At 37.1% G+C, this 21,331-nt stretch carries 17 protein-coding genes; 8 read left to right on the top strand and 9 right to left on the bottom strand.

The window, feature by feature from the left end:
• Nucleotides 1-129: 129 nt before the first annotated feature.
• On the top strand, nucleotides 130-402 hold the full coding sequence (gene yccX, locus KSO91_RS08290; protein WP_238742487.1) for an acylphosphatase: 273 nt from the start codon (nucleotides 130-132) through the stop codon (nucleotides 400-402).
• A 2-nt stretch (nucleotides 403-404) separates the two neighbouring features.
• On the opposite strand, the gene KSO91_RS08285 is transcribed toward yccX, so the two are convergent.
• From KSO91_RS08285 to KSO91_RS08245, 9 genes are all read right to left on the bottom strand, one after another.
• Nucleotides 405-578: a DUF2496 domain-containing protein gene (locus tag KSO91_RS08285; protein WP_238742486.1), complete on the bottom strand. Its 174-nt coding sequence runs from the start codon at nucleotides 576-578 to the stop codon at nucleotides 405-407.
• Nucleotides 571-1,152: a primosomal replication protein gene (locus KSO91_RS08280; RefSeq protein ID WP_238742485.1), complete on the bottom strand. Its 582-nt coding sequence runs from the start codon at nucleotides 1,150-1,152 to the stop codon at nucleotides 571-573. Before KSO91_RS08280 ends, KSO91_RS08285 begins: the two co-directional genes overlap by 8 nt.
• Nucleotides 1,140-1,919 (bottom strand): sulfite exporter TauE/SafE family protein, encoded by a 780-nt coding sequence (locus KSO91_RS08275; protein ID WP_238742484.1) that lies wholly within the window; start codon nucleotides 1,917-1,919, stop codon nucleotides 1,140-1,142. The genes KSO91_RS08280 and KSO91_RS08275 overlap by 13 nt, the downstream gene beginning before the upstream one ends.
• Entirely contained in the window at nucleotides 1,912-3,978 is a 2,067-nt protein-coding gene (gene dinG / locus KSO91_RS08270; RefSeq protein ID WP_238742483.1) for an ATP-dependent DNA helicase DinG, read from the bottom strand. The genes KSO91_RS08275 and dinG overlap by 8 nt, the downstream gene beginning before the upstream one ends.
• Before the next feature lie 321 nt (nucleotides 3,979-4,299).
• On the bottom strand, nucleotides 4,300-4,935 hold the full coding sequence (locus KSO91_RS08265) for a response regulator (protein WP_238742482.1): 636 nt from the start codon (nucleotides 4,933-4,935) through the stop codon (nucleotides 4,300-4,302).
• Nucleotides 4,936-4,938: 3 nt separating this feature from the next.
• Nucleotides 4,939-6,642 (bottom strand): histidine kinase, encoded by a 1,704-nt coding sequence (locus KSO91_RS08260; protein ID WP_238742481.1) that lies wholly within the window; start codon nucleotides 6,640-6,642, stop codon nucleotides 4,939-4,941.
• A gap of 550 nt (nucleotides 6,643-7,192) precedes the next feature.
• Nucleotides 7,193-8,131, bottom strand: coding sequence for a ribosome biogenesis GTPase YlqF (gene ylqF / locus KSO91_RS08255; RefSeq protein WP_238742480.1), 939 nt, complete (start codon nucleotides 8,129-8,131; stop codon nucleotides 7,193-7,195).
• 301 nt (nucleotides 8,132-8,432) lie between these two features.
• Nucleotides 8,433-8,942 carry an OmpA family protein gene (locus KSO91_RS08250; protein WP_238742479.1) on the bottom strand — a complete coding sequence of 170 codons (510 nt, stop codon included), beginning with the start codon at nucleotides 8,940-8,942 and terminating at the stop codon, nucleotides 8,433-8,435.
• A 29-nt stretch (nucleotides 8,943-8,971) separates the two neighbouring features.
• Complete coding sequence (locus tag KSO91_RS08245) at nucleotides 8,972-10,975, bottom strand: serine/threonine-protein kinase (protein WP_238742478.1); 2,004 nt, start codon at nucleotides 10,973-10,975, stop codon at nucleotides 8,972-8,974.
• A 554-nt stretch (nucleotides 10,976-11,529) separates the two neighbouring features.
• Here KSO91_RS08245 and tagH point away from each other — a divergent pair.
• Genes tagH through KSO91_RS08210 form a run of 7 tightly spaced genes read left to right on the top strand, consistent with a single transcriptional unit; the run spans nucleotide 11,530 to nucleotide 21,145 of the window.
• Nucleotides 11,530-12,861, top strand: a complete 1,332-nt coding sequence (gene tagH, locus KSO91_RS08240) for a type VI secretion system-associated FHA domain protein TagH (RefSeq protein ID WP_238742477.1) — start codon at nucleotides 11,530-11,532, stop codon at nucleotides 12,859-12,861.
• Between the two features lie 9 nt (nucleotides 12,862-12,870).
• Complete coding sequence (gene tssJ, locus KSO91_RS08235; protein ID WP_338049751.1) at nucleotides 12,871-13,362, top strand: type VI secretion system lipoprotein TssJ; 492 nt, start codon at nucleotides 12,871-12,873, stop codon at nucleotides 13,360-13,362.
• A 27-nt stretch (nucleotides 13,363-13,389) separates the two neighbouring features.
• A complete protein-coding gene (gene tssK, locus KSO91_RS08230) occupies nucleotides 13,390-14,718 on the top strand; it encodes a type VI secretion system baseplate subunit TssK (RefSeq protein WP_238742476.1) in 1,329 nt (442 codons plus the stop codon).
• Nucleotides 14,719-14,742: 24 nt separating this feature from the next.
• A complete protein-coding gene (gene tssL, locus KSO91_RS08225; RefSeq protein WP_238742475.1) occupies nucleotides 14,743-16,062 on the top strand; it encodes a type VI secretion system protein TssL, long form in 1,320 nt (439 codons plus the stop codon).
• Between the two features lie 24 nt (nucleotides 16,063-16,086).
• Complete coding sequence (gene tssM, locus KSO91_RS08220; protein WP_238742474.1) at nucleotides 16,087-19,656, top strand: type VI secretion system membrane subunit TssM; 3,570 nt, start codon at nucleotides 16,087-16,089, stop codon at nucleotides 19,654-19,656.
• Complete coding sequence (gene tagF, locus KSO91_RS08215; RefSeq protein ID WP_238742473.1) at nucleotides 19,638-20,351, top strand: type VI secretion system-associated protein TagF; 714 nt, start codon at nucleotides 19,638-19,640, stop codon at nucleotides 20,349-20,351. The genes tssM and tagF overlap by 19 nt, the downstream gene beginning before the upstream one ends.
• Nucleotides 20,352-20,362: 11 nt before the next feature.
• Complete coding sequence (locus tag KSO91_RS08210) at nucleotides 20,363-21,145, top strand: PP2C family protein-serine/threonine phosphatase (RefSeq protein WP_238742472.1); 783 nt, start codon at nucleotides 20,363-20,365, stop codon at nucleotides 21,143-21,145.
• Nucleotides 21,146-21,331: the final 186 nt, after the last annotated feature.

Below are 21,331 nucleotides of genomic sequence, written 5' to 3'. Positions count from 1 at the left end.
GGAGGCAAACCGCAGCGAATATTTTATGGGTATCATTTATTTTTCTTTTTATGCTTTTCTATTTGTAAAATAAGTTTTGGTTTTAGCTACACTTAACTGTATTGGCGAGTTAAATTGGGAGAGAGCAAAATGGAAAATATTGGCTGTGAAATTATTGTCAATGGTCATGTCCAAGGTGTGGGGTTTCGTTATTATACAAGCAGAGAAGCCAGTAAATATAATTTAACAGGGCATGCGAAGAACCTTAGTTGTGGTGATGTTGAGGTGTTACTGTTCGGGAAAAAGGGGAATATTGATAAAATGTTGAAATGGTTAGAGCAAGGGCCTAAAACTGCGCGAGTGGATAATATTAGTGCCAGCTATATTAATTACAGCAAGCACCATTATTTTTTATGTTACTGATTCTATTTGTTTTTTAACTCTTTTTTTTTGAAATCGGTAAGTACAACTTCCAATGCAGCTATTGCGACTTCCGTTTCGATCTGATTTTCTTCTAAAAGCTGAATCAGATCGACTGCGATTTGTATCGCTTTCGGGGCACCCAATAAATTGATCTGCATATTTTCTGATTTATTCATCTTGTATCTCTTCTAATTGAAACTCTAATTTTTGAGTGAAGCTATTACATTTTTGGTAGCGTATTTTCAATGCCGCAATTTTTTCTTTAATATAGGATTTCTCGGCTGATTCATTGCTTGCCAAGCGTTCTTCTTGCTCTGAAATCATTGTTAGTAAACGCTGCTCATACCGGTATTGCTTCTGCAGTTGTTGGTAGATCTGCTCCTTAAGCGAAGAATAGGACTTATATAAAAGATCCGCTTCTCCTTTCTCCAGTCCTTGTACCAGTTGCAGTAGAACATGGAACTGGCCGACAAAAAGCTCACATTCATATTTAATCAACGGTTCTGGAAGTTGTTTATTGATCGCGTCTTGTAATAAATCAAAGGTCTTTTGGATCTGCTTGATATAGCCAACGAGGCTGTAGCTGCGCTTTGTAAAAAGATGAACTTCAAAGACGAAACAATGATTTTCTGATTGCTTAACTTCGCCATCAAGTTTTATACAGCGGCGATCTAAATCATCGAGTTGAGATTTTAGCTGTGTTAAAAATTGGCGATAGGCATTTAACTCTTTTATACTTAATTCAGCCATGCGTTGTATCCTAAATTAATTGCCATAATCAGTACGATGGTGATAAAAATAGGACGTATAAATTTTGCACCGAAATAGATTGCAGAATGGGCTCCAATATAGGCACCTATCATTAAACAACTGCCCATGGTTAATCCAATAAACCAATTCACTTGTCCAAAATAGATAAAAATGACCAACGAAGTGAGATTGCTAGTGAAATTCATCGATTTGGCAACACCGCTAGCAAGTAAAATATTCAATCGGTATAAACGCATGGTGGAGATAACCCAGAATGCGCCTGCACCTGGCCCTGCGCTGCCATCATAAAAACCAAGTATAAAACCTTGCAGTCTTTGTTTAATGCGCAATGCAACACTGCTATCTGGTAATTCAAAATCGCCGGTATCTGCCATGCGATTAAACAGACTATATAGAGCAACACCTAAAATTATTAATGGCAGTACTTTTTCTAGCCATTGTGTTGCGATCAAATTGATCACTATCGTGCCGACCAATGCACCTAGCAGTGTGCTGTAAAAACTTTGTAACCAAAAATGGGGATTGAACAGTTGTTTTCTAAAGTAGGTATAAGCAGCTGTACCTGAAGCGAAACAGGCCGATAGTTTGTTTGTCCCCAGAGTTAAATGTGGTGGTAGCCCCAAGCTTAATAAAGTAGGTACTGTTAACATGCCACCCCCTCCTACTATGGCATCGATAAATCCTGCGCAAAGGCCTACGGCCATAATTAATGCCCAGCTTGCTGGATCAAATAAAACCTCAGTCATGACTTTTTTTCTCAAATTGAATATCGAAAGGGGGCAGGGCATCCAGCAATCCTTTACCATAACGTTTTGTTTTAACTCGTTTATCTAAAATAATAATCTGACCAGTATCATTTTCTTGACGGATTAATCGGCCACAGGCCTGAATCAGTTTTTTACTTGTTTCGGGTACTGAAAGTTGCATAAATGGATTACCGCCTTGCGCTTTTATCCACTCTGAATGTGCTTCTTCAACGGGCGAGTTAGGCACGGCAAAAGGCAATTTAGTGATGATTAAGTTGGTCAAATAAGGTCCGGGTAAATCAAGCCCTTCAGATAAACTACCGGTACCAAATAAGATACTCGTTAACCCCTGATCACAACGCAGTTTATGCGCTTCAATCATTTTTGTACGCGATAAATTACCCTGTATTAACAGGGCATCGGCATACTTTTTACTTAGTTGATCAGCAACTAAATTCATTTGCCAATAAGAAGCAAATAAAACCAAGTTTGCTTGTTTATCCTGTAGATAATGGTCGATTTTAGTCACCAACTCATTATCAAAGTTAGCCTGAGTCGGATCATTGTCCATATCGCAAATAATTAACGGGATGGCAGGGTAATTAAAGGGCGATTTTAAGCGCAAATATTGTGTACCATCATTACTTTTTAAGCCACTTTGACGCTTAAAGTAGTCAAAGTTATTAAGTGAAGTTAATGTTGCCGAGCATAAAATAACACCTGCAGCCCGCGACCAAAACATATATTCGAGTATTCCGCCCACTTCGATAGGAGAAGCATTTAAGTAGATATCACTATTTTCCTGTGAAGCCCAAGCGGCAATTGGCGTTTGCTTACTGCTGCGCTCTTTACTTAACATCTGCCAAAGGGAAACCATATTTTCTAAGCGTTGTAAGAAAAAACCGGACTCAATCAGTAGCGGCTCGACGTCGGCCATTTTGACATTACCATCTTTGATCTCTTCATTAATAATGGTTGAAAGTTTATTTACAGCTGCTAAACACTTCTTACTCTCTTCTTTTAAATTACAGACTGGCGTCGTCAGAGCCTCCGGCAATTGGCCCATCGGAAAACGGTATTGCTGAGATTCACTGAAATAGTGCGGATTATTGTTAAAATAGTGCTCAATAATTTTAAGATCTTTGCTTATTTCAAGCGAACTCTCTAATAGATTTATGCCCGGTGTTATGGTGGTCTGTCTTTTAATGACCCGATTGATATGCTGATTGAGCGGTTTGATTTTTTTCAGCCAATCTTGGCTTCCCTTAATACTTGCACTAGCACTGGAGAAATCGCGGGATATTTTAGGCAGATGGTGCGCTTCATCTAAAATATAAAAACAATTATCAGGATCGGGTAGTATAATACCGCCCCCCAGTTCAAGGTCTGCTAATAGCAGCGCATGGTTAACAACAATTACGTCGGCTTTATTGATGTCGTCTCGTGCCCTATGAAAAGGGCACTGGCGATGATTGGCTAACGCGCGTTTACAGCTAAATTTGTCAGAGACAATCAATTGCCATATACGATCTGGAATCGTCTTCGGCCAGCTATCACGATCGCCAAGCCATTTTCCAGCGAGATAAGCACTATTGAGATCTTTTAATAATGCTTTGTCACCTGCTTGTGGCTTTTGCTGGAAAAGAGTTGGCTGAGGAGCCTCTATCTGAGCACTAAATAACTTGTGTTCGCAACAATAACGTTGACGGCCTTTAGCCAAGGTAAATGAAAACTTATAATCACTATGGCGTAAAAAGAAAGGTAGATCTTTATTGATTAGCTGCTCTTGTAAAGTAATAGTGGCGGTGGAAATAACTAATTTTTTATTTAGGCGCTGTGCCACTGGCAATGCCGCCAAAATGTAAGCTAATGACTTGCCAATACCGGTCCCCGCTTCGGCGACCAGTATGCGCCTTGATTTATCATATTCACCGGCAAGTACTTTCGCTATTTCAGCGACTAAATAATTTTGCGCCTTACGTTTGCTGAAGTTAGGTAATGCTTGTGTGATGAGATCATAACTGCAACGGATCTGTTTTTTTATTATTTCTGAAAGCATAGTGTCCGCGCATAGATGAAAAATCGTATTTAAGAGTGAATTATATAAATATTTTTATTGTCTGACCAGATAGAAATGTTCACTGCTGAGCACTGTGATTGTAATCATATATCCATGATATCTCAATATGCCTTATCAGGACTCTGCTCGGGAACCTATTAACTGTGTCAATCTGCTATCATCAGGCGCAAATGGACTCACCTGCATCTTAATCAAATCGAAGTATAGAATCATTCGACTTCAATTTTATGCCTCGCACCTAAGTACAACATATCTTGCTGATTTTGCATCTTGAAATTACATTGGTATAGTAGCAAATTTTCATTTGGCTTGCTGTAGATACACGATAGCCGCTTCAACACGTGACTTTATTTGTAGTTTTTTTAATAAACTTTTTACATGCACTTTTACCGTTCCCTCGGAAATATGTAAATTATCTGAGATCTCTTTATTACTATAGCCTTTTGACACTTCGACTAAGATTTGCGCCTCACGCTTAGTGAGGGAAGACAGCTTGCTACGAATATTATCCTCTTGATCAAGTTCATTAAGGTAGTCGATTAACTTTTCACTGACGGTCAGTTGCCCTGCCAATATACTCATAATGTTTTTCAGTAACAATTCTGGCTCAGAGTCTTTTAATAAATAACCATCCGCTCCCTGGTTAATCATGGCAATGACGTCTTGTTTATTATCACTAACGGTTAAAATAATAATTTTTGCACTACAGCCATTTTGCCGTAGCGCTTTTAAGCTATCTAAGCCGGAAAGTCCCTGCATATTAAAGTCTAATAGAATTAAATCCACGGGATTTTTTTGGGCATAACTGACGGCCTCAACCCCGTTTGTCGCTTCTGCTACTATATGTAAGCGTGGCTCCAGAGCTAATAATTGCTCGATCCCTTTACGCATAAGCGGGTGGTCATCGACAATCATCACTCGCGTTGAATCAGACATTTCCTATTCCTTGATTAAGTAACGGTTTTTGTAAGGAAAAATAAGCTTTACCTCGGTGCCTTTTGATAATTGATTAAGCGAAAGGGTGGCGCCAAGCTCATCGGCCCGCTGCTTTATAATCGCTAAACCGTAATTGTGCTCATTTTGATCATTGTCTTTAATTCCCATGCCATCATCAATAACACTTATCCATACTTTATGCTCATCCGTAATAATACAGGAAATTTCAATAGTGCTACATTGTGCATGTTTTATCGCATTAATAATTGCTTCTCGAATAATTTGCAGCAGATGAATATGCTGGCTTGCATCCGTATAAAAGTGAGTTGCAAACTTCTTAATGACGATCAGTGCTGGCGTCTGCACTTGTAAGCCTTTAACCATAGTGAGTAACGCCTCTTTAAAATTTGATTCAGGCACACTTAATCTAAAAGTCGAGAGTAAGGAACGGAGCTGTTTGTAAGCATCCGTAACCGCTGCTTCTATATTACTAATTGTTTGCGTGGCTTGCACTTGGCCACTCACTTGGCGATGCAACAGCGTACACTGTATTTTTAAAAATGATAAGGATTGAGCAATCGAATCATGTAGTTCTCGCGCGATAATACTGCGTTCTTCCATCAATAATATTTTTTGTGCCTGTAAACTGTTTTCCTCTTGATATAAGGCGCGCGCCACAATCCCAGTAAAACTTTCAATCAGGCTCGCATGATCAGATTCACTAGCCGCCACATAGTTAAGAAAACCATAAGGTCTAGCATTAACAATGATAGGTATGCGCGTCAGGTCAGGTTCAAGGCTTGCACAACCTAACGCACTATTGACGAAAGTGCCATTATTTAACTCCAGACAGACTTTCGTTAAGTTTGCCTGGTTAGCAAGGGCATTTAGCGCGTCATATAAGACAGGTGAAGTTAATTTTACACTGCTTAATTGCTTCGATATCAAAAACAGAAACTCAATGGTTTTATTTGCCTGCTCAAGTGCAATTGTTTTCTGTTTGACCTGATCTTGCATATCCTCGATTAAGCTCTTGATCTCTTTTGACATAGCGTCCACTCCCAGAGAAAGTGCACCTATTTCATTTTTATAGTCGGGAAACTTTACCGAAAAATGGTGTCCTTTTATGGCTTCAATATTGCCTAACAGTTGCTTAATGGGCGCCGCGATCTGTTTTTTTGAATAGTAATAAAGAAACAGACCTGCGCAGGCAATGACTAAAAATTCAAGCAGCTCGATAAAATGGATTAAATTCATCTTTTTACGAGCAAGTTTTTGATATTGAAGGATTAGGTTATTTACTGACAGCTGAAAATTACTGAGGTTATTTTCGACTTGTGTATATTTGCTTGCCATTATCTGTGATTTAATTATTTCCCAATGAGTTAATAGTGCGTTGCTTTTTTGATTAAACGACTGGGTATTAAACCAAGATGATTGGAGTAATTCTGCTGGGATGAGCTTTCGCTCTATTGTTGCCAATATTCTTGGCAGTTCTTCGGGGTGGTAGCGATTGGCATAAATGAGCTGCACGGTCCCCATTTTTAGTTCAATTAATTGATTGATACTATTAATGTCTGAGTTAGGGCGATCAAAAGAGCCCAGTACAGTTAATATATGTATGGCTGATACGATAAGTATCAACGCACTGGTGTTTATAATTACTTTAGAAAGCGAATGTAAAGGCATTAGCAGATGAATTTTCATAGCGATTGAGCGTGTAGGAAAAGTAGAATAGAGTGTAACATAAGTGTCACTTATATTTAACAAACACAGCAATTTGTTAATGCCGATTGTACTTATTAAATGCTCTATTTAGGCGCAGGAAAAATGTCTGAAAGCAACATATTGATTACAGTAACTATTTCTTCTAATTACAAAATTAGTATTCATTTTTATAAGCATAAATGAATAGATAATAAGTGGGTTTGCGATAATACAACGCCAGAGTTTATCGAACTTCATTTTCCTGAAAGGTCAATAGATGGATGAGGCCACTTAATAGGCGATAGTTTATTTTCTCTGCAAAGGTAAATATAAAAATGTGTTTTCTTCCCGAGCTGTAAAGGTACTTAAAAACAACAAATCACTGATAAATAGGGCCTTCTTGAGTGTGTTATGGTCGAGTCGCAGAGAGGTTAAGAAAGTATCTCAATTACACCGTGCTAATCTAATTGAAGGCAGAATGCACTAAAGTCCTTAGTGGTTCTGCACCTCAACATTAAATGTGGCCAATAAAAATGAGTGAAAGTCTCACTTAACTGCGCTTATATTTACGTTTTCTCGACTTTTTCTTCTCTATTTTATTTTCAGCCTGCTCCGCCATTAGTTTTGCGACTACGATTTTTTCAACACTTGCCATGTCTGGCGTTTCAATACTTAATGGGCCAAGCGCGCCAGATCGTAATTCATTTAATAAAATAGTTGAAACTTTGTAAATATCAAAATGACCACCAGCCCTTAAACAACCACGACGCAGCGCAATCGCCTCCATAAGTTCATGCTCACTTGATGGTAGTGCTTCCAGCTCATAACGTGCTTTTAAACGGTCGGGATAATTTTCTAAAAGATATTCTGCAGCATAGTAAGCAATATCTTCATATTCAATTGCCGTATCTTTTATTGCTCCCGTGACAGCAAGGCGGTAACCTGAATTCGCATTTTCAATTTTAGGCCATAAAAATCCTGGTGTATCAGAAAGCATTATTCCGCTTGGTAAACGAATCCGTTGCTGCTGTTTAGTAACAGCAGGTTCATTCCCCGTTTTTGCTATGATTCTGTCTGCTAATATATTGATAATGGTGGATTTTCCTACATTCGGAATGCCCATAATCATGGCGCGGATCTGTTTATCCTGGCCGAGTTTGTTAGGTAGCATCTGTTCACACAGTTTAGTAATTTGATGTACTTGATCTGGTTTGCTGGTGGTTATGGCGAGCGCTTTTATGCCTTGCTCTTGTTCTAAATAATCTATCCATTTTGCCGTGATCTCAGGATCGGCTAAATCTGACTTATTAAGTACTTTAATGCAGGGCGTATTTTCTCTAATATGAGCAATTAATGGATTTTCACTGCTGTAGGGAATGCGCGCATCGACAACTTCGATAATGATATCGACTTGCGGTAATACCTCTTTTATCTGTTTGTGTGCTTTGTGCATGTGCCCGGGAAACCACTGTATATTTGCTTTGCTCATTAGATTTATAACTCTTTGTATTTTTAGCTGTGACTCATCGGTAATAAAATGAGTCTGCTTAATTGATTAAATAGTTTTATTAATGACAGTTTAACTGATGAGAGGTGATATGTTACTTAATTCTTTAGTTAAATTAAGTAGAAGGCAGGAATCGAATAATTGCATTCTTGGTATTGGTTATAAGTGTTAGCAAAGAAAGAGTTTACATTCACATAAAATGCTTAACTCCTCCTCTTTAAATTAAAGGTTAAAGGTGATTTTTACCTCCCATCTATTTATAAGAGAAAGGTTCCGCTCGTGTTTACTTTATAGTTAAGTTAACTCGACGGTTTAATGAGTCCATCTTTTTATCATTACTTATCAGTACCTTACCGATATTAACAACCATCAGTTGATCAGTTTTTATTAAATAGGTCAGCAATTCTTTTTTAACTGATCCTGCGCGACGTTGTGCCAGCTTTTTGTTGTACGATTTAGCTCCTGTCCCATCAGTAAATCCTTGTAATTCTAACGTCAACGGATACTGCTTTAATACTTGTGCAATACATTCATTTTGTTGTTCAGGGACATTTATAGCAGTATCTTTGTTTGTTTCAAAATAGCGAGCTGTAAACCCTGTCATAATGTTTTGTTCAATAACAGTGTAAGCAATACATCCATTGTTTATTTCAATGTTTGGAGTAGATGCAATATTTGTTTGAAATATTGTTGTTGCTGGCATCGGTTTAACTGCAATCGGTTTATCTTCTGTCGTAGCACAAGCTGTAAGTAAAATGAGACCTGAAGCAATTACAAGTTTTTTTATTTTCATAAATCATCCTTATTATGTGTTGATTGTCATTAGTAATTAGTGGCTAATAATTCTGCTTTTTCGAGGCTTTCCAATAACTCGTTGCCCCTTGTAATTAAGCCTTTTGCTTTTGCAAATGCTCTTTTGTCCATCATTACATTGGCGTAACTAAAGCAAGTGCTTGCTTCTAGCTTCTGCAATGCAAGTAAAGGTTTGAAATCGAGTGGGAATAGTTTGGAAAATTTATCTATTTTTTTATCTAACACAATAAGATTCTGATAATTATTAACTAGAGATAGCTGTTCTGATAATTTATCAATATCTCTTTGGTAAAAAATAGCTGCGGCTTCATAAGGGAAAATGGCGCTATTCGGTTGTTTTTTTAGTGCTTCAGTATATTTTGAAAATTCTGTCACGGCGTATGCCATTTGCTTACTTTTTTGTAAAATTGATTGTGCATCTTCATTGTTATGAAAAACTAGCTCTCCTATTTCAATCAGAGTGTTGAGTTCTTTGTAGTTACGACTATCTAGTGCTTTATTAAATTTATTTTCATATAATTCAAAAGCCTCTGCAGTTGCAAAATATTCTTCATCCGGCACTAATAGTGCTAAATCACTTAATAGATTCGGGATAGTATATGCGCCTTGCTCTTGGTAACGACCTTGAATCAATAATTGGTCGAGGCTATCAATTAATGCTGTAATAATTGATAGCCTACTTGTATTTTGCTCATTTTGAATTTTTCTTAGGCGCAGAGAGTCAGGATAATAATTTAAACCCTCTGCAAGAATTGCGTTCACAGCATCAATGTTTTTAAATTTCCCTTTGCCTGCTGTCGGAGCATTCTTGATTTTTTGTTCAACAATATCAATGAACTCTTGCTGATGCTTCCGAAGTAATGCTTGCGTAATTAGCGGCGCTTCAGTCTCAATGATGTTGATTTCACTTAAAAAGTCAGACGTAGTTAAGGTCAAATAATTTGCGACTTTAGAACTATATTGTTCATAGACTGAAACTTTATTATTTAAATCTGTAATTTCTTTGTTTTGTTCGAGGTAAGTTTTACTCATTGCATAAAAGACAAACATAATCGCAATACTCGCCGCTATTTTTGGATAAAGATTTTTGCAAAGGCCGCTAATTAAGTCACTAATATTGCTGATTCGATTGTTTTTTTGTAGAGCCAAGCCTTTTTTTAGCGTTAACCAGTGGTAGTAACTCATGTTTTTGGGCTTGTTGAGTTTCGTCTTGCTTGTATTGATTTTATTTGCTGCAATACGCTGGTAGGGGTGTTTACTGGACAATAATTCGTAAATAATGCACGAGAAGGCAAATATATCATCACTTTCACAAGGTAATTCACCATTTAATTGTTCTAAACTTGCATAAGCAGGTGTATGACCCGTTAATGCAGAAGTTGTATTTTTATCTTGGACTGCATATTTATCGTAATTAAGTTGAAGAGAGTGTGCCACTCCAAAATCAAAAACTTTAATTTCACCTTTACGAGTTAGAAATATATTTGAAGGTTTTAAGTCTGTGTGAATCAAACCATTTTTGTGTGCATAGCTTAAGGCGTTTGCGATTTGTTTAATAATCGTTTTAGTTTTGGTAAATGAAATCCCCATCGGTTTGGAACTATTGATGATTTGATCTAATGACTCACCGTCTAACCATTCCATAACCATAAAGTCATACTCACCGTCGGTGTCGACATCAAATACTCTAATAATATTTGGATGAGATAATTTTTGTGTCTTTAGTGCTTCTTTTATTAAAATTTTCTTTACATCTTCTATACCAGAGAATTGTGTTTGTAATACTTTGATAGCAACAAATGGTTCGTCGATTCCTGCTTTTTGCAAATGAAGATCAACCGCACGATAAACGTCACTCATGCCACCGGTACCGATTTGACTTTCAATCAAATAACGCTTGTTAAAACAAGTCCCTATTAAATTTACAATTTTATCTTTTGCACTCGGTGGATTACCTTTTGTGGCAATAACGGTTTTATCGCCACTGGTATTTGAAGTTTGTTTTTTTTCCATAATACTTTTTAATATCCGTTTAAAATCGATTGTTAAATGGTTTAAGGTAAATTCAATTCATCTCGTAGCTTCTCTATTTTTAACAGTGCTGCTCAGCTAATTTGCTGTCTTTGTTTTTAAAAAAAAACGTAAATTTTTTTTAGTTTCTCAAAGGCATGAGTTTTCATCACTGTTAAAATACCTATCCTTAAATGTCATTCAAAAGTAAAGGTCAAGTAAAGCTGGTTTTTATTTTGTGAAGATAGCATGTTTTAATCATCCTCATAAAGTTTTTAATGATAGTTTTTGTTTTAATGTTGTTTTAACACATGTTTTTTTGCTTTATTGCTGCTTATACCATTGATTTATAATGATTCGAATTTAGTTTCTAAATATCGCTTACAAAAGACTATAAAGGTATGTTTGTTTTTTTGATTTCACTATAATTTCATTTATTAATGCTATTATGGTTGATCACAAATAAAAAACGCTTACAATGCCGGTGTAATCACAATTAAATCAAATATCTCTGTGAGTTTATTTTTAGTCATTTATAGGTAGAGGATAAGTGTTAGATGCAAGTTGATTTTAAAATAGTGAGCTATCACCGCTTATCTCCTGAGCAAGTTTCTACATTTTCAGTTGAGCGAAATGCAACATTTGGCCGTTCAAATAATAATGATTGGTGTTTGCCTGATCCAGAGAAAGTTGTCTCTGGGACTCATGTTAAAATAGTAAAGGAGCCAGATGGCTTTTATCTTTACGATCTTTCAACAAATGGTGTTTTTATCAATCGTTCTGTGGAAGCGTTGGGGGCTGACAAGAAACACAAATTATTCACAGAGGATCTTTTAGCAATCGGTGATTATGAAGTGAGTGTTAAACTTAGTGCTGATGAATCTAATGATTTAGCAAATGCCGATACTTTTACAACGCCAGTAGCAGAGACGCATAAACTGTCGGGAGTAGAATCTACCTCGGAAAATTTTTTTGCTGAAGATTTAATAAAACCCCGTAGTAAAGCTGTATTACCTGTAATTAATAATGATTTAAATGATCATTATAGTGTGCCCATTTCGATACCTGAAGAGTGGGATCTTAATTTGCTGGTAGATAACGATATATCTGCTCATGCGACCGAATCAGCCGCTGCATATCATGAAACTATTCCGCAAGTCAGTAATCAGAAAGTTGCAGTGTCTGATATGACGGTAAATGAACAGGAATCTGTTGCACCAGTATGTGCTCAGTTAATCACCAAGAAAAAAACACCTGAAATTCCTGTAACTAATGCTGGCGTTGAATGCACTGGTTCTGCAATAGAAGAATTTCTAAAAGGGTTGGGTATTTCAGATAGCATTACTATGGCAAGTTCTTTGCCAAATGAAATATATTTTGAGCTTGGTCAATCTATGAATTTGATGTTGACTGGTTTAATGACTTCATTAAGACATCGCGCGGCATTAAAAAGTGAATTCAAAATTAATCAGACTACTTTTCAACAACAAGAAAATAATCCATTGAAATTTTCAGCAACAATTGATGATGTTTTTCAAAACCTATATCTACGCAATAGCAGTAGTTTTTTATCGTCTAAAAATGCGATTCAAGCAGCTTTTAATGATACTGAAAACCACGATAAAGCGTTAGCTGCTGGAACGTTAGGTGCGCTTCAAGGGGTGTTAGCGCAATTTGATCCCGAAAAAATAAAAGAAAGTAATTATCAGGGAAATTATTTAGACAAAATAATTCCTAAAAATACGCAAGCAAGAAATTGGAATCTATTTGTGCAACTACATGAAAATTTGAAAGATGAAATCTCAATACAAGGGAGTAGTGCGTTAACTGATGATTTTGTTAAGGCGTATGACCAAACCATTAAGTCATTATTAGAGCGTAAATGCTAAGGATATAAAATGAAATTATTTAATAAATGTATCAATACAATAGTGATGATGGGGAGCATACTTTTGTTGTCTTCTTGCACTTCATCAAATTTATTTACCTCAACAGCGAATGCAATTGTTTCCCCATCTACGGATCTCGTTTTTGATGTCGCTAAGGATGTTAATCCCGATCTCAATGATAGATCTTCACCTGTCGTTGTTACTATTTATGAGCTTTCATCACGCACTATTTTTGATAATCAAGATTTTTTCTCTTTATACGAAGATTCTAAATCTATATTAGGTCCTGATTTACTTAATAAACAAGAACTCGAATTACAACCCGAACAAAAATTGACTCATACATTGGTATTAAATAAAAATGCGCGTTATGTCGGTGTTGTTGTTGCATACCGAGATATTGACAAATCTCGCTGGCGCGGTGTTGTTGAAGTGTCTCCTACAAGTTATGACGATATTACTATCAATGTTGAAAAACTCGCAGTTTATATAATCAATTAAGTTCAAATTTAAGATAGTAGGCAAGTTATGAGTGATATTAACAGCGTTGCATGGTCGGAAGGAATGTTTCTAAGACCACAGCATTTTCAACAGCAAGAGCGTTATTTACAATTTCAACAGGCATACATTAACAAAACTAGCAATCCTTACTGCTGGGGTGTTTTTGACTTTGAAGTGGATAAAAACTTATTGTCATTAGGACAATTTGGATTAAATCACCTGCAATGTATTTTTCAAGATAATACGCTTGCTTCACTTCCTGAGCAAGCACCTCTCCCTAAATCAATTAATGTTAGTAGTGGCATTGTTGATCAATTAGTTTATGTCGCCATCCCAGTTAACAAAAGTTCGGGGTTAAATATATCAGGGTATTTAGATCCTGTGATTACACGCTATAAATATGATGACCAAAGCGTAATGGATACGAATATTGGCAGCGATGCAATTGAAATAGTGCAAGTGGCTAAGTTAAATTGCCTGCTTAAACTAGAAAATGAAGATCGATCCGGTTACATATCATTTGCTATTGCACGAATTGTTGAGGTTTCCGAAGAAGGCCTAGTGCATTTAGACGAAAAATTTATTCCTTCATGTTATGTCATTCAAAATATTCCAGGCTTATTTAAGTTGACTCAAGAGCTTACAGGAATGATTAAACAAAGAGCAGACACCATTGCCAGTCGGCTAAGTCAAGGGCAAGGGGCATCAAGTTCAATTGCTGATTTCTTAATGCTGCAATTACTGAACAGATACCAACCTATTTTTGAACACTTTAATGCTATCTCAGGATTACATCCTGCTAATTTTTATCAGACATTAACTAGTTTTGCAGGTGAATTAGCTACATTTAGTACACCTCAGAAGCGTGTTGTAAAAATGGCTTCTTATCAACATGATCAATTAACCGCTATTTTCAGCCACTGTATGAAGGTTATTAACACCGGCTTGAGTAGTGTATTAGAACAAACTGCAATTCAATTACCATTGAAAGAGAGCCAATTTGGGATTCATGTTGCACAGATAAACGATAAAAAACTATTAGACCGTGCGGATTTCATTTTAGCCGTAAAAGCCGATGTCACTAACGAAGATCTTCGTCAGCGATTGCCTTCACAGATTAAGATCGGATCTGTAGAAACCATAAGAGAACTGGTTAATAACCAGTTGACTGGAATTGGACTATCGAGCCTACCTGTTGCGCCTCGTCAAGTACCATTTCACACCGGTTACCACTACTTCCAGTTGGATAAGTCCAATGTGCATTGGCACAAATTACAATCTAGTGGTGGTGTTGCACTGCATTTATCGGGTAACTATCCGTCTCTAAAGCTTCAGTTATGGGCTATTAATTCTTAATTCATTTATCAAGGATAGACAACAATGAATGACAAAACCATTGTCAAACCCCGTCCTGGGAGGAGAGCTCCTACGCCAATTATAGGGGAACCCAATAATGCAACCAGTGATCAGCAAGCAAGAAAAAATAAAGATAGTGGTAAAACGTTCGTCTTTAAAAATGCTAATAGCGGTGCCGTACATAATCCGGTACTTACTATCTCGGGTAATCCTTTAGTTGATTGCGCTGGTAACTTATTATCCTTATGTTGCCAGTTGCGCATAGCTGATAATCACAATGATATTGATAGGTTACGTTATCAATGTGTGGAGTTAGTAAAAAGCTACGAGCAAGAACTCAGAAGTGAGGGGATTGATACGCAAACGATAGAATCATCTCGTTATTGTATTTGTTGTTTTTTAGATGAAACCGTATTGAATACAAAATGGGGCGGAGATAGCAGCTGGGCTGCTGAAAGCCTCCTATCGACTTTTCACAATGAAACATTCGGTGGAGAGTATTTTTACACTTTACTTGATGATGCGTTGCAGTATTCAACCCAGAAATATCAATTGCTAGAATTGATGTTTCTTTGCTTGTCACTAGGCTTTATCGGAAAGATGCGATTTGCAGAACAAGGTGAACGGCAACTTGAAGATTACCGTGAAGCGGCCTATTTAGCGGTCAAAGCGAATAAAGCTGACTTTCATCGTGAATTATCTCCTGGATGGCAAGCAAAAGTAGCAAAAGGGGTTGAGCTTCAAGCTGGATTTCCTTTATGGGTTATTGTTAGCTTATTTTCTGCTGCGGTTATGTTTGTTTACATGGGTTTTAGCTACAGCATCAATAACTATTCATCATCTGCATACGAGCAGTTAACAAATCTAGTCCCGTGGCAGGAAGATAAAGCGAATAAATCCGCGCATAATCGTAGTGAATATATTTTACTGCAACAACACCTACAGACGGAAATACAGCGGGGAATATTGAGTGTCGAACAATTAAATGACCGTGTGCGCATCCGGATCGGGGCAGGGCTCATTTTCTCATCTGGTAGTGCAGAACCGCGTGCTGATTTCGAAGTGGTACTCAATAAAATAGCTCGAACTTTAGAAAGTGTGCAAGGAAAAATACTCATTACAGGGCACACTGACGATGAAAAAATATTTACGACTCGCTATCCATCAAATTGGCATCTATCACTCGCTAGAGCCACTTCAATTGCCGATGTGCTTGCGCGCAGCGCGATGTTAAGTGGCCGTTTATGGCCGGAAGGACTAGGGTCGAATCAACCAATTGTAGAAAATAATAGCGCAGAAAATCGAGCTATTAATCGAAGAATTGAAATCGATTTGTTATTTTAATCACCATTACCAAAGGAATGTTTCGTGTCATTTAAATCTATTTTAAAAAAAACGATGTTTAAACTTAAATCGAAAACGGTTATTACTACCTTAGGATTGTTATGTTTGGCATTATTAATTTGGTTTGGTGGGCCTTTGATTGCTATTGCGGGTTATGAACCTCTATTATCGACAGCAGCAAGATTAGTTGCTTTATTGCTGATTGCGCTATGTTGGGGGATCTTTAATTTAACCCATAAGATGAAGGAGAAAAAAAATAACGAAGAAATGGTCAACAATATGATCAATGGGGACATAGAACAGGAAAATAGTGCTTGTGATGATTCCATTAAAAAAGAGATCGAAACGCTACAGCAGCGGATGAATGAAGCACATGAGATTTTAAAAAACACAAAATTTGGCAAGCATAAAGGTGTTTACGAATTACCTTGGTATATCATGATTGGTCCGCCAGGATCAGGAAAAACAACGGCGATCCAACACTCCGGTTTGGAGTACCCATTAAAAGAAAAAATGGGGGTTGATATGATTCAGGGGGTTGCGGGTACGCGCAATTGTGACTGGTGGTTTACTAATAAAGCGGTGTTAATTGATACAGCTGGACGTTATACGACGCAAGATAGCCATAAAAAACAGGACTCTCGTGCTTGGCAAGGATTTCTAGGGCTACTTAAAAAACACAGGCCCGTTAGACCTATCAATGGCATTATTATTAGTATGGGTCTTGGTGAATTACTTAACCAAACTAAGACAGAGAGAAATTTACATGCTAGAGCCATAAAACAACGATTACAAGAGTTACAAAATCAACTCGGGATGACATTCCCTGTTTATGTCTTATTCTCTAAATGTGATTTGATAGCCGGATTTAATGAGTTTTTTGATGATTTAGAAAAAGAAGACTGCGAGCAGATTTGGGGGGTTACTTTCCCGTTACATCCTGATACCGAAGAAGAGAGTGCAGTTAGCTACTTTAATAAAGAGTTCCACGCTTTATTGAAAAACCTCAATGCAAGAATTAACAGCCGATTAAGAAGCGAAAGGAATCCAGAGCGTAAACGTGTTATTTATGAATTTCCAAAACAGTTGCGTTTGTTGCAAAATGCAGCGGATGATTTCTTAAAAGAGATCTTTTCACCCAATTCCTATGAAGTTGCGCCAATGTTACGTGGTGTCTATTTAACAAGTGCAACGCAAGAAGGTAACCCAATTGATAAACTGTCATCAGAATTACTAACTTCTAATCGCACGCATGTAAATACGGCTAATACAAAACCAATTCGAAGTTATTTTATTAAGCGCCTTTTAGAGGATGTCATTTTCCCAGAAAAAGACCTAGCGACTACCAATAAGTATCACGATAAACAAAATCTAATTTTAAAGCGAGCTGTTGTGGTGTTGGCATCGATACTCACGATTGGGTTTACTTTTGCATGGTGGCAAAGTTATCACTGGAATAGCGAACTAGTTGACAATACTAAATCATCAATTATTCATTATACTGAAGCTACCTCCGGAGGCATTAAGGTTAGCAGCGATATTATTGAATTAACCAAAGGTCTGACAATATTAAGGGATTTACCGGTCGGTTTTGGCCATGAGCCGCTCAATGAAGATGCACACACCTGGGGTTTATATCAAGGAAATAAGCTCAAGCAACCTGCAATTGGTGCATATAAACGCGCTTTGAATGGGTATTTATCCCCATATTTGACTTCTGTCCTATTAGACGAAATGACTGATAACGGTGAAAATCTTAATTATCTTTATCTGACTTTAAAAACTTACTTGATGTTCTACCAACCTGAAAATTATGCTGAAGAAGATATAAAAGCATGGTTCTCTGTCTATTTTGAACGCAAAATAATGGGTGATATTAACCAGAAAGTACGTGATGAATTAAACATGCATATCGCAATTATGCTTGATCTGGGGATTAGGGCTCGAGACAAAGACAACAATGCAATTGAACAAGCTCGTCAAAAATTAAGTATGTTAAGTCTTGTTGAGCGTGCTTATCACAGATTAAAATCCGATTATATTCCAAGTAATATTCCAGATTTTAAGATTACAAATATTCTTAGCCTAGAAAGCTTAAAAGCATTCACATCATTAAGAGGTCCGGAAGTAAATCAGGCTATTCCTGGTTTATATACCTATAACGGTTTTCACGGCATTTTTAATATTGAAAAAAATAAAATAGTGAAAAATTTAGTAGAGGATAGTTGGGTGTATGGAGGCAATGAGAATGAACTTGATGCTGCGAGTCAGAAAGTAATCACTAAACAATTAGAAGAAAAATATACTCAAGATTATATCTACTATTGGGAGAACTTTTTAACGGATTTAACCTTAAAACCATTTTCGAGTGAAAGACAAGCGCGCGATATTATTAATGCTCTTGCCAGCTCTGAATCGCCGATTCAAAGCATTATTCTAGAAGTACGTAAAAACGTACAATTGACCAAAATACCTGTTTCCAAAAATGCGCAAGCAGCGGCTAGTGTTGCTAAAAGTGCTTCTGATGAATTATTACGCACAAAAAAAGCACGTATCAGTCGACTTTTACCCAAGGAGTCCTTAGATATAGAGATTCATTTGCCGGGTAAAGAAGTTGAAGATGCATTCGCGGATATAGTGAATATTGATCTTAGTAAGATCGACAAGTCACAGGATATTCTTCGCACTTTAGTTCGTTCTATAGAAAAGAAAAAATTAGCCTCTGACAGTGTTTATGGTTTCACTAATAATGAATTTGAAATTAATTATGCACAAGTTGGACGAGATTTAAATGATCAAATCGGCAATATACCTTTTCCAGTGCTCAGCTGGTATGACAGTATTTCAATGTGGCTTGAAAGTAAAGTTATTGAAAATAAGCAGATCAAGCAGAACATGGCGAAAAAAGAACTAAATACAATGTGGAGAAAAGAAGTATTAGCTGAGTGTCATCGAGCAATATCAGGTCGCTATCCATTTAATAGCATAGCCAGCAAAGAAGTACGTCTAAAAGATTTTAGTAAATTCTTTGGATACGGTGGAACGCTGGATGCATTCTTTAATGCTCACTTGAAAGCTGTTGTTAATACCAGAAAAACACCCTGGCGCTTCTCTAAAGATGTTGGATTGAATAGTGATGCTTTAATTATGTTCCAGCGAGCAGAAGTGATTCGAGAAAACTTTTTTGAAAATGGGATGAAACAGCCACGAGTTGAGTTCGCTCTTAAGCCGCTTTATCTGGATCGCCACATAAGCCATTTTAAATTAGAGATCAATGGACAGGAGTTGAACTATAGACACGATCCCATCCGCAATATTCAGTTTGTTTGGCCTGGCGATTATAGTGGTAAAACACGCGTTGTGTTTACACCACCAAATGGAGGACGTTCTGTTAACAAAGAGTTTGTAGGGGATTGGTCATTGTTTAGATTTTTAGATTCAGTAGCAAGGCAACGTCCGGCAACAAAAAAGGATGGGCAATTAGAGATTTCATTAAATGGGAATGTTGCCAAAGTTTTATTAACCCCAAGTAGTGTTAATAACCCTTTTTGGAAACGTAGTCTAGCGAGGTTCTCATGTCCGAGCCGGTTGTAAATAGATCTATTGGTTATTGTGGCAAGATCCCCACAAAAGGGGACTTTATTCAAAGCAATTTTGATATTGAATTTTTACAAATTTGGAATGAATGGTTGCAAGCAGTTATAGCTGTCAGTAAAGAACAACTCGAGGATAATTGGCTCGACTGTTATTTAACCAGCCCGATCTGGCATTTTTCATTATCTGCAGGTGTTTGTGGAGACTCTGCTGCGATAGGCACTTTGATGCCAAGTGTGGATAAAGTGAATCGATATTTCCCATTCACGATTGTAGCAAAACATACGCTAACGGCCGTGCAAGCTTGGCATGAAAATGAATGGGATGTGATTTTAGAAACTAAAATTTTAGAAGCCTTAAAAGATGAGTTTGATCTGGAAATTTGGTTTGATAAATTAGCGGATGAAGTAAAGCTGATCGATAGCGATAAAATCAGTATTTCGAATATAGAATCGATGCACAAAATAAAAAAAGCTTGGGTAGTTCAAGGGCAGTTTAGTCCGACTATTTTGCAACTGATACATCAACAATATTACCATCAATTCAAAAATTATAGTCTCTGGTGGACTACGGGATCAGATTTGATTAATCCTTGTTTTATTGTTACCGATGGATTACCTCAAGTGAGTCAATTTGTTTCTATGTTAGATGGAAATTGGGAACTACGTGATTGGAATATTAGCGAAATTGTTTAAAAGGAAATTAAATGCAGCAAACTAGTCATGCACAGAGCCATCGCGGTACTGTTAGAAAAGTAAACGAAGATGCCTACCTTGAACTACCTTGCCACGGAATATGGGTTGTTGCAGACGGGATGGGGGGACACGCTGCTGGCGATGTAGCAAGTCAGCTCATTATCGATAAGGTGCAACGTGTTGTTGAACGCACCAGTCCTGAAGATATGAGTGATGATATCTTAGTTGAAGCGCTTCAGGACGCTAACCAACAATTACTGCGCATGAGTGACACCGAATTTTCAGGACAATGCGTCGGTAGCACGGTTGTTATATTATTTATCAAAAACAACAGTAGTCATTTATTATGGGCTGGAGATAGCCGCGCTTACTTATTACGAAATCAACAATTGTCACAAGTGACTAAAGATCATAGCCAAGTTAATGAAATGGTCGATGAGGGGTTGTTAAAACCTGAAGATGCTGAAACGCACCCGCTTGCAAATGTAATCACTAGGGCTGTTGGCGTAGCTGAATATCTTGATATAGAAATTAAAACGTATGATTTACAACATGACGATGTGTTTCTTTTGTGTAGTGATGGTTTGAATAAAGAAGTCAGTGATACCGAAATTGAGCAAGCTTTGTGCTCGGGTTCAATTATTGATTCTGGTATGGCTTTGATGCATGCCTCTTTAGTAAGAAATGCGAGAGACAATGTGACTTGTATTTTAGTTAAGCATCAAGGACTAAAGCATATTCCCTCTATAGACAATGACGACACAACAATTCCTCTATTTCGCTCCTTATGCTAATTCAAGCCCTTTAAAAAAATCATAATTTTAATATGCGTATCAATGATAACGAAATTTTTATCTTTTCATTATTATTTTAGAATTAGACTTGCGATTAAGTTTTATCTGTAAAGATTAAAACTTAGTATCATTTTTTAATCATAAAAAATAACGTAAGTCGATTGCCACTTCAACTACTATTCTTAC

This window comes from Psychromonas antarctica (assembly GCF_022267535.1).
GTDB classification, from domain to species: domain Bacteria; phylum Pseudomonadota; class Gammaproteobacteria; order Enterobacterales; family Psychromonadaceae; genus Psychromonas; species Psychromonas antarctica.
Note: the sequence above shows the minus strand (reverse complement) of the source record. Positions and strands in the feature narration are given on the sequence as shown.

Bases quoted from the DNA above. Each gene is read 5' to 3' on its own strand.
- yccX (WP_238742487.1), top strand. From the start codon at position 130: ATGGAAAATATTGGCTGTGAAATTATTGTCAATGGTCATGTCCAAGGT.
- KSO91_RS08285 (WP_238742486.1), bottom strand. From the start codon at position 578: ATGAATAAATCAGAAAATATGCAGATCAATTTATTGGGTGCCCCGAAA.
- KSO91_RS08280 (WP_238742485.1), bottom strand. From the start codon at position 1,152: ATGGCTGAATTAAGTATAAAAGAGTTAAATGCCTATCGCCAATTTTTA.
- KSO91_RS08275 (WP_238742484.1), bottom strand. From the start codon at position 1,919: ATGACTGAGGTTTTATTTGATCCAGCAAGCTGGGCATTAATTATGGCC.
- dinG (WP_238742483.1), bottom strand. From the start codon at position 3,978: ATGCTTTCAGAAATAATAAAAAAACAGATCCGTTGCAGTTATGATCTC.
- KSO91_RS08265 (WP_238742482.1), bottom strand. From the start codon at position 4,935: ATGTCTGATTCAACGCGAGTGATGATTGTCGATGACCACCCGCTTATG.
- KSO91_RS08260 (WP_238742481.1), bottom strand. From the start codon at position 6,642: ATGAAAATTCATCTGCTAATGCCTTTACATTCGCTTTCTAAAGTAATT.
- ylqF (WP_238742480.1), bottom strand. From the start codon at position 8,131: ATGAGCAAAGCAAATATACAGTGGTTTCCCGGGCACATGCACAAAGCA.
- KSO91_RS08250 (WP_238742479.1), bottom strand. From the start codon at position 8,942: ATGAAAATAAAAAAACTTGTAATTGCTTCAGGTCTCATTTTACTTACA.
- KSO91_RS08245 (WP_238742478.1), bottom strand. From the start codon at position 10,975: ATGGAAAAAAAACAAACTTCAAATACCAGTGGCGATAAAACCGTTATT.
- tagH (WP_238742477.1), top strand. From the start codon at position 11,530: ATGCAAGTTGATTTTAAAATAGTGAGCTATCACCGCTTATCTCCTGAG.
- tssJ (WP_338049751.1), top strand. From the start codon at position 12,871: ATGAAATTATTTAATAAATGTATCAATACAATAGTGATGATGGGGAGC.
- tssK (WP_238742476.1), top strand. From the start codon at position 13,390: ATGAGTGATATTAACAGCGTTGCATGGTCGGAAGGAATGTTTCTAAGA.
- tssL (WP_238742475.1), top strand. From the start codon at position 14,743: ATGAATGACAAAACCATTGTCAAACCCCGTCCTGGGAGGAGAGCTCCT.
- tagF (WP_238742473.1), top strand. From the start codon at position 19,638: ATGTCCGAGCCGGTTGTAAATAGATCTATTGGTTATTGTGGCAAGATC.
- KSO91_RS08210 (WP_238742472.1), top strand. From the start codon at position 20,363: ATGCAGCAAACTAGTCATGCACAGAGCCATCGCGGTACTGTTAGAAAA.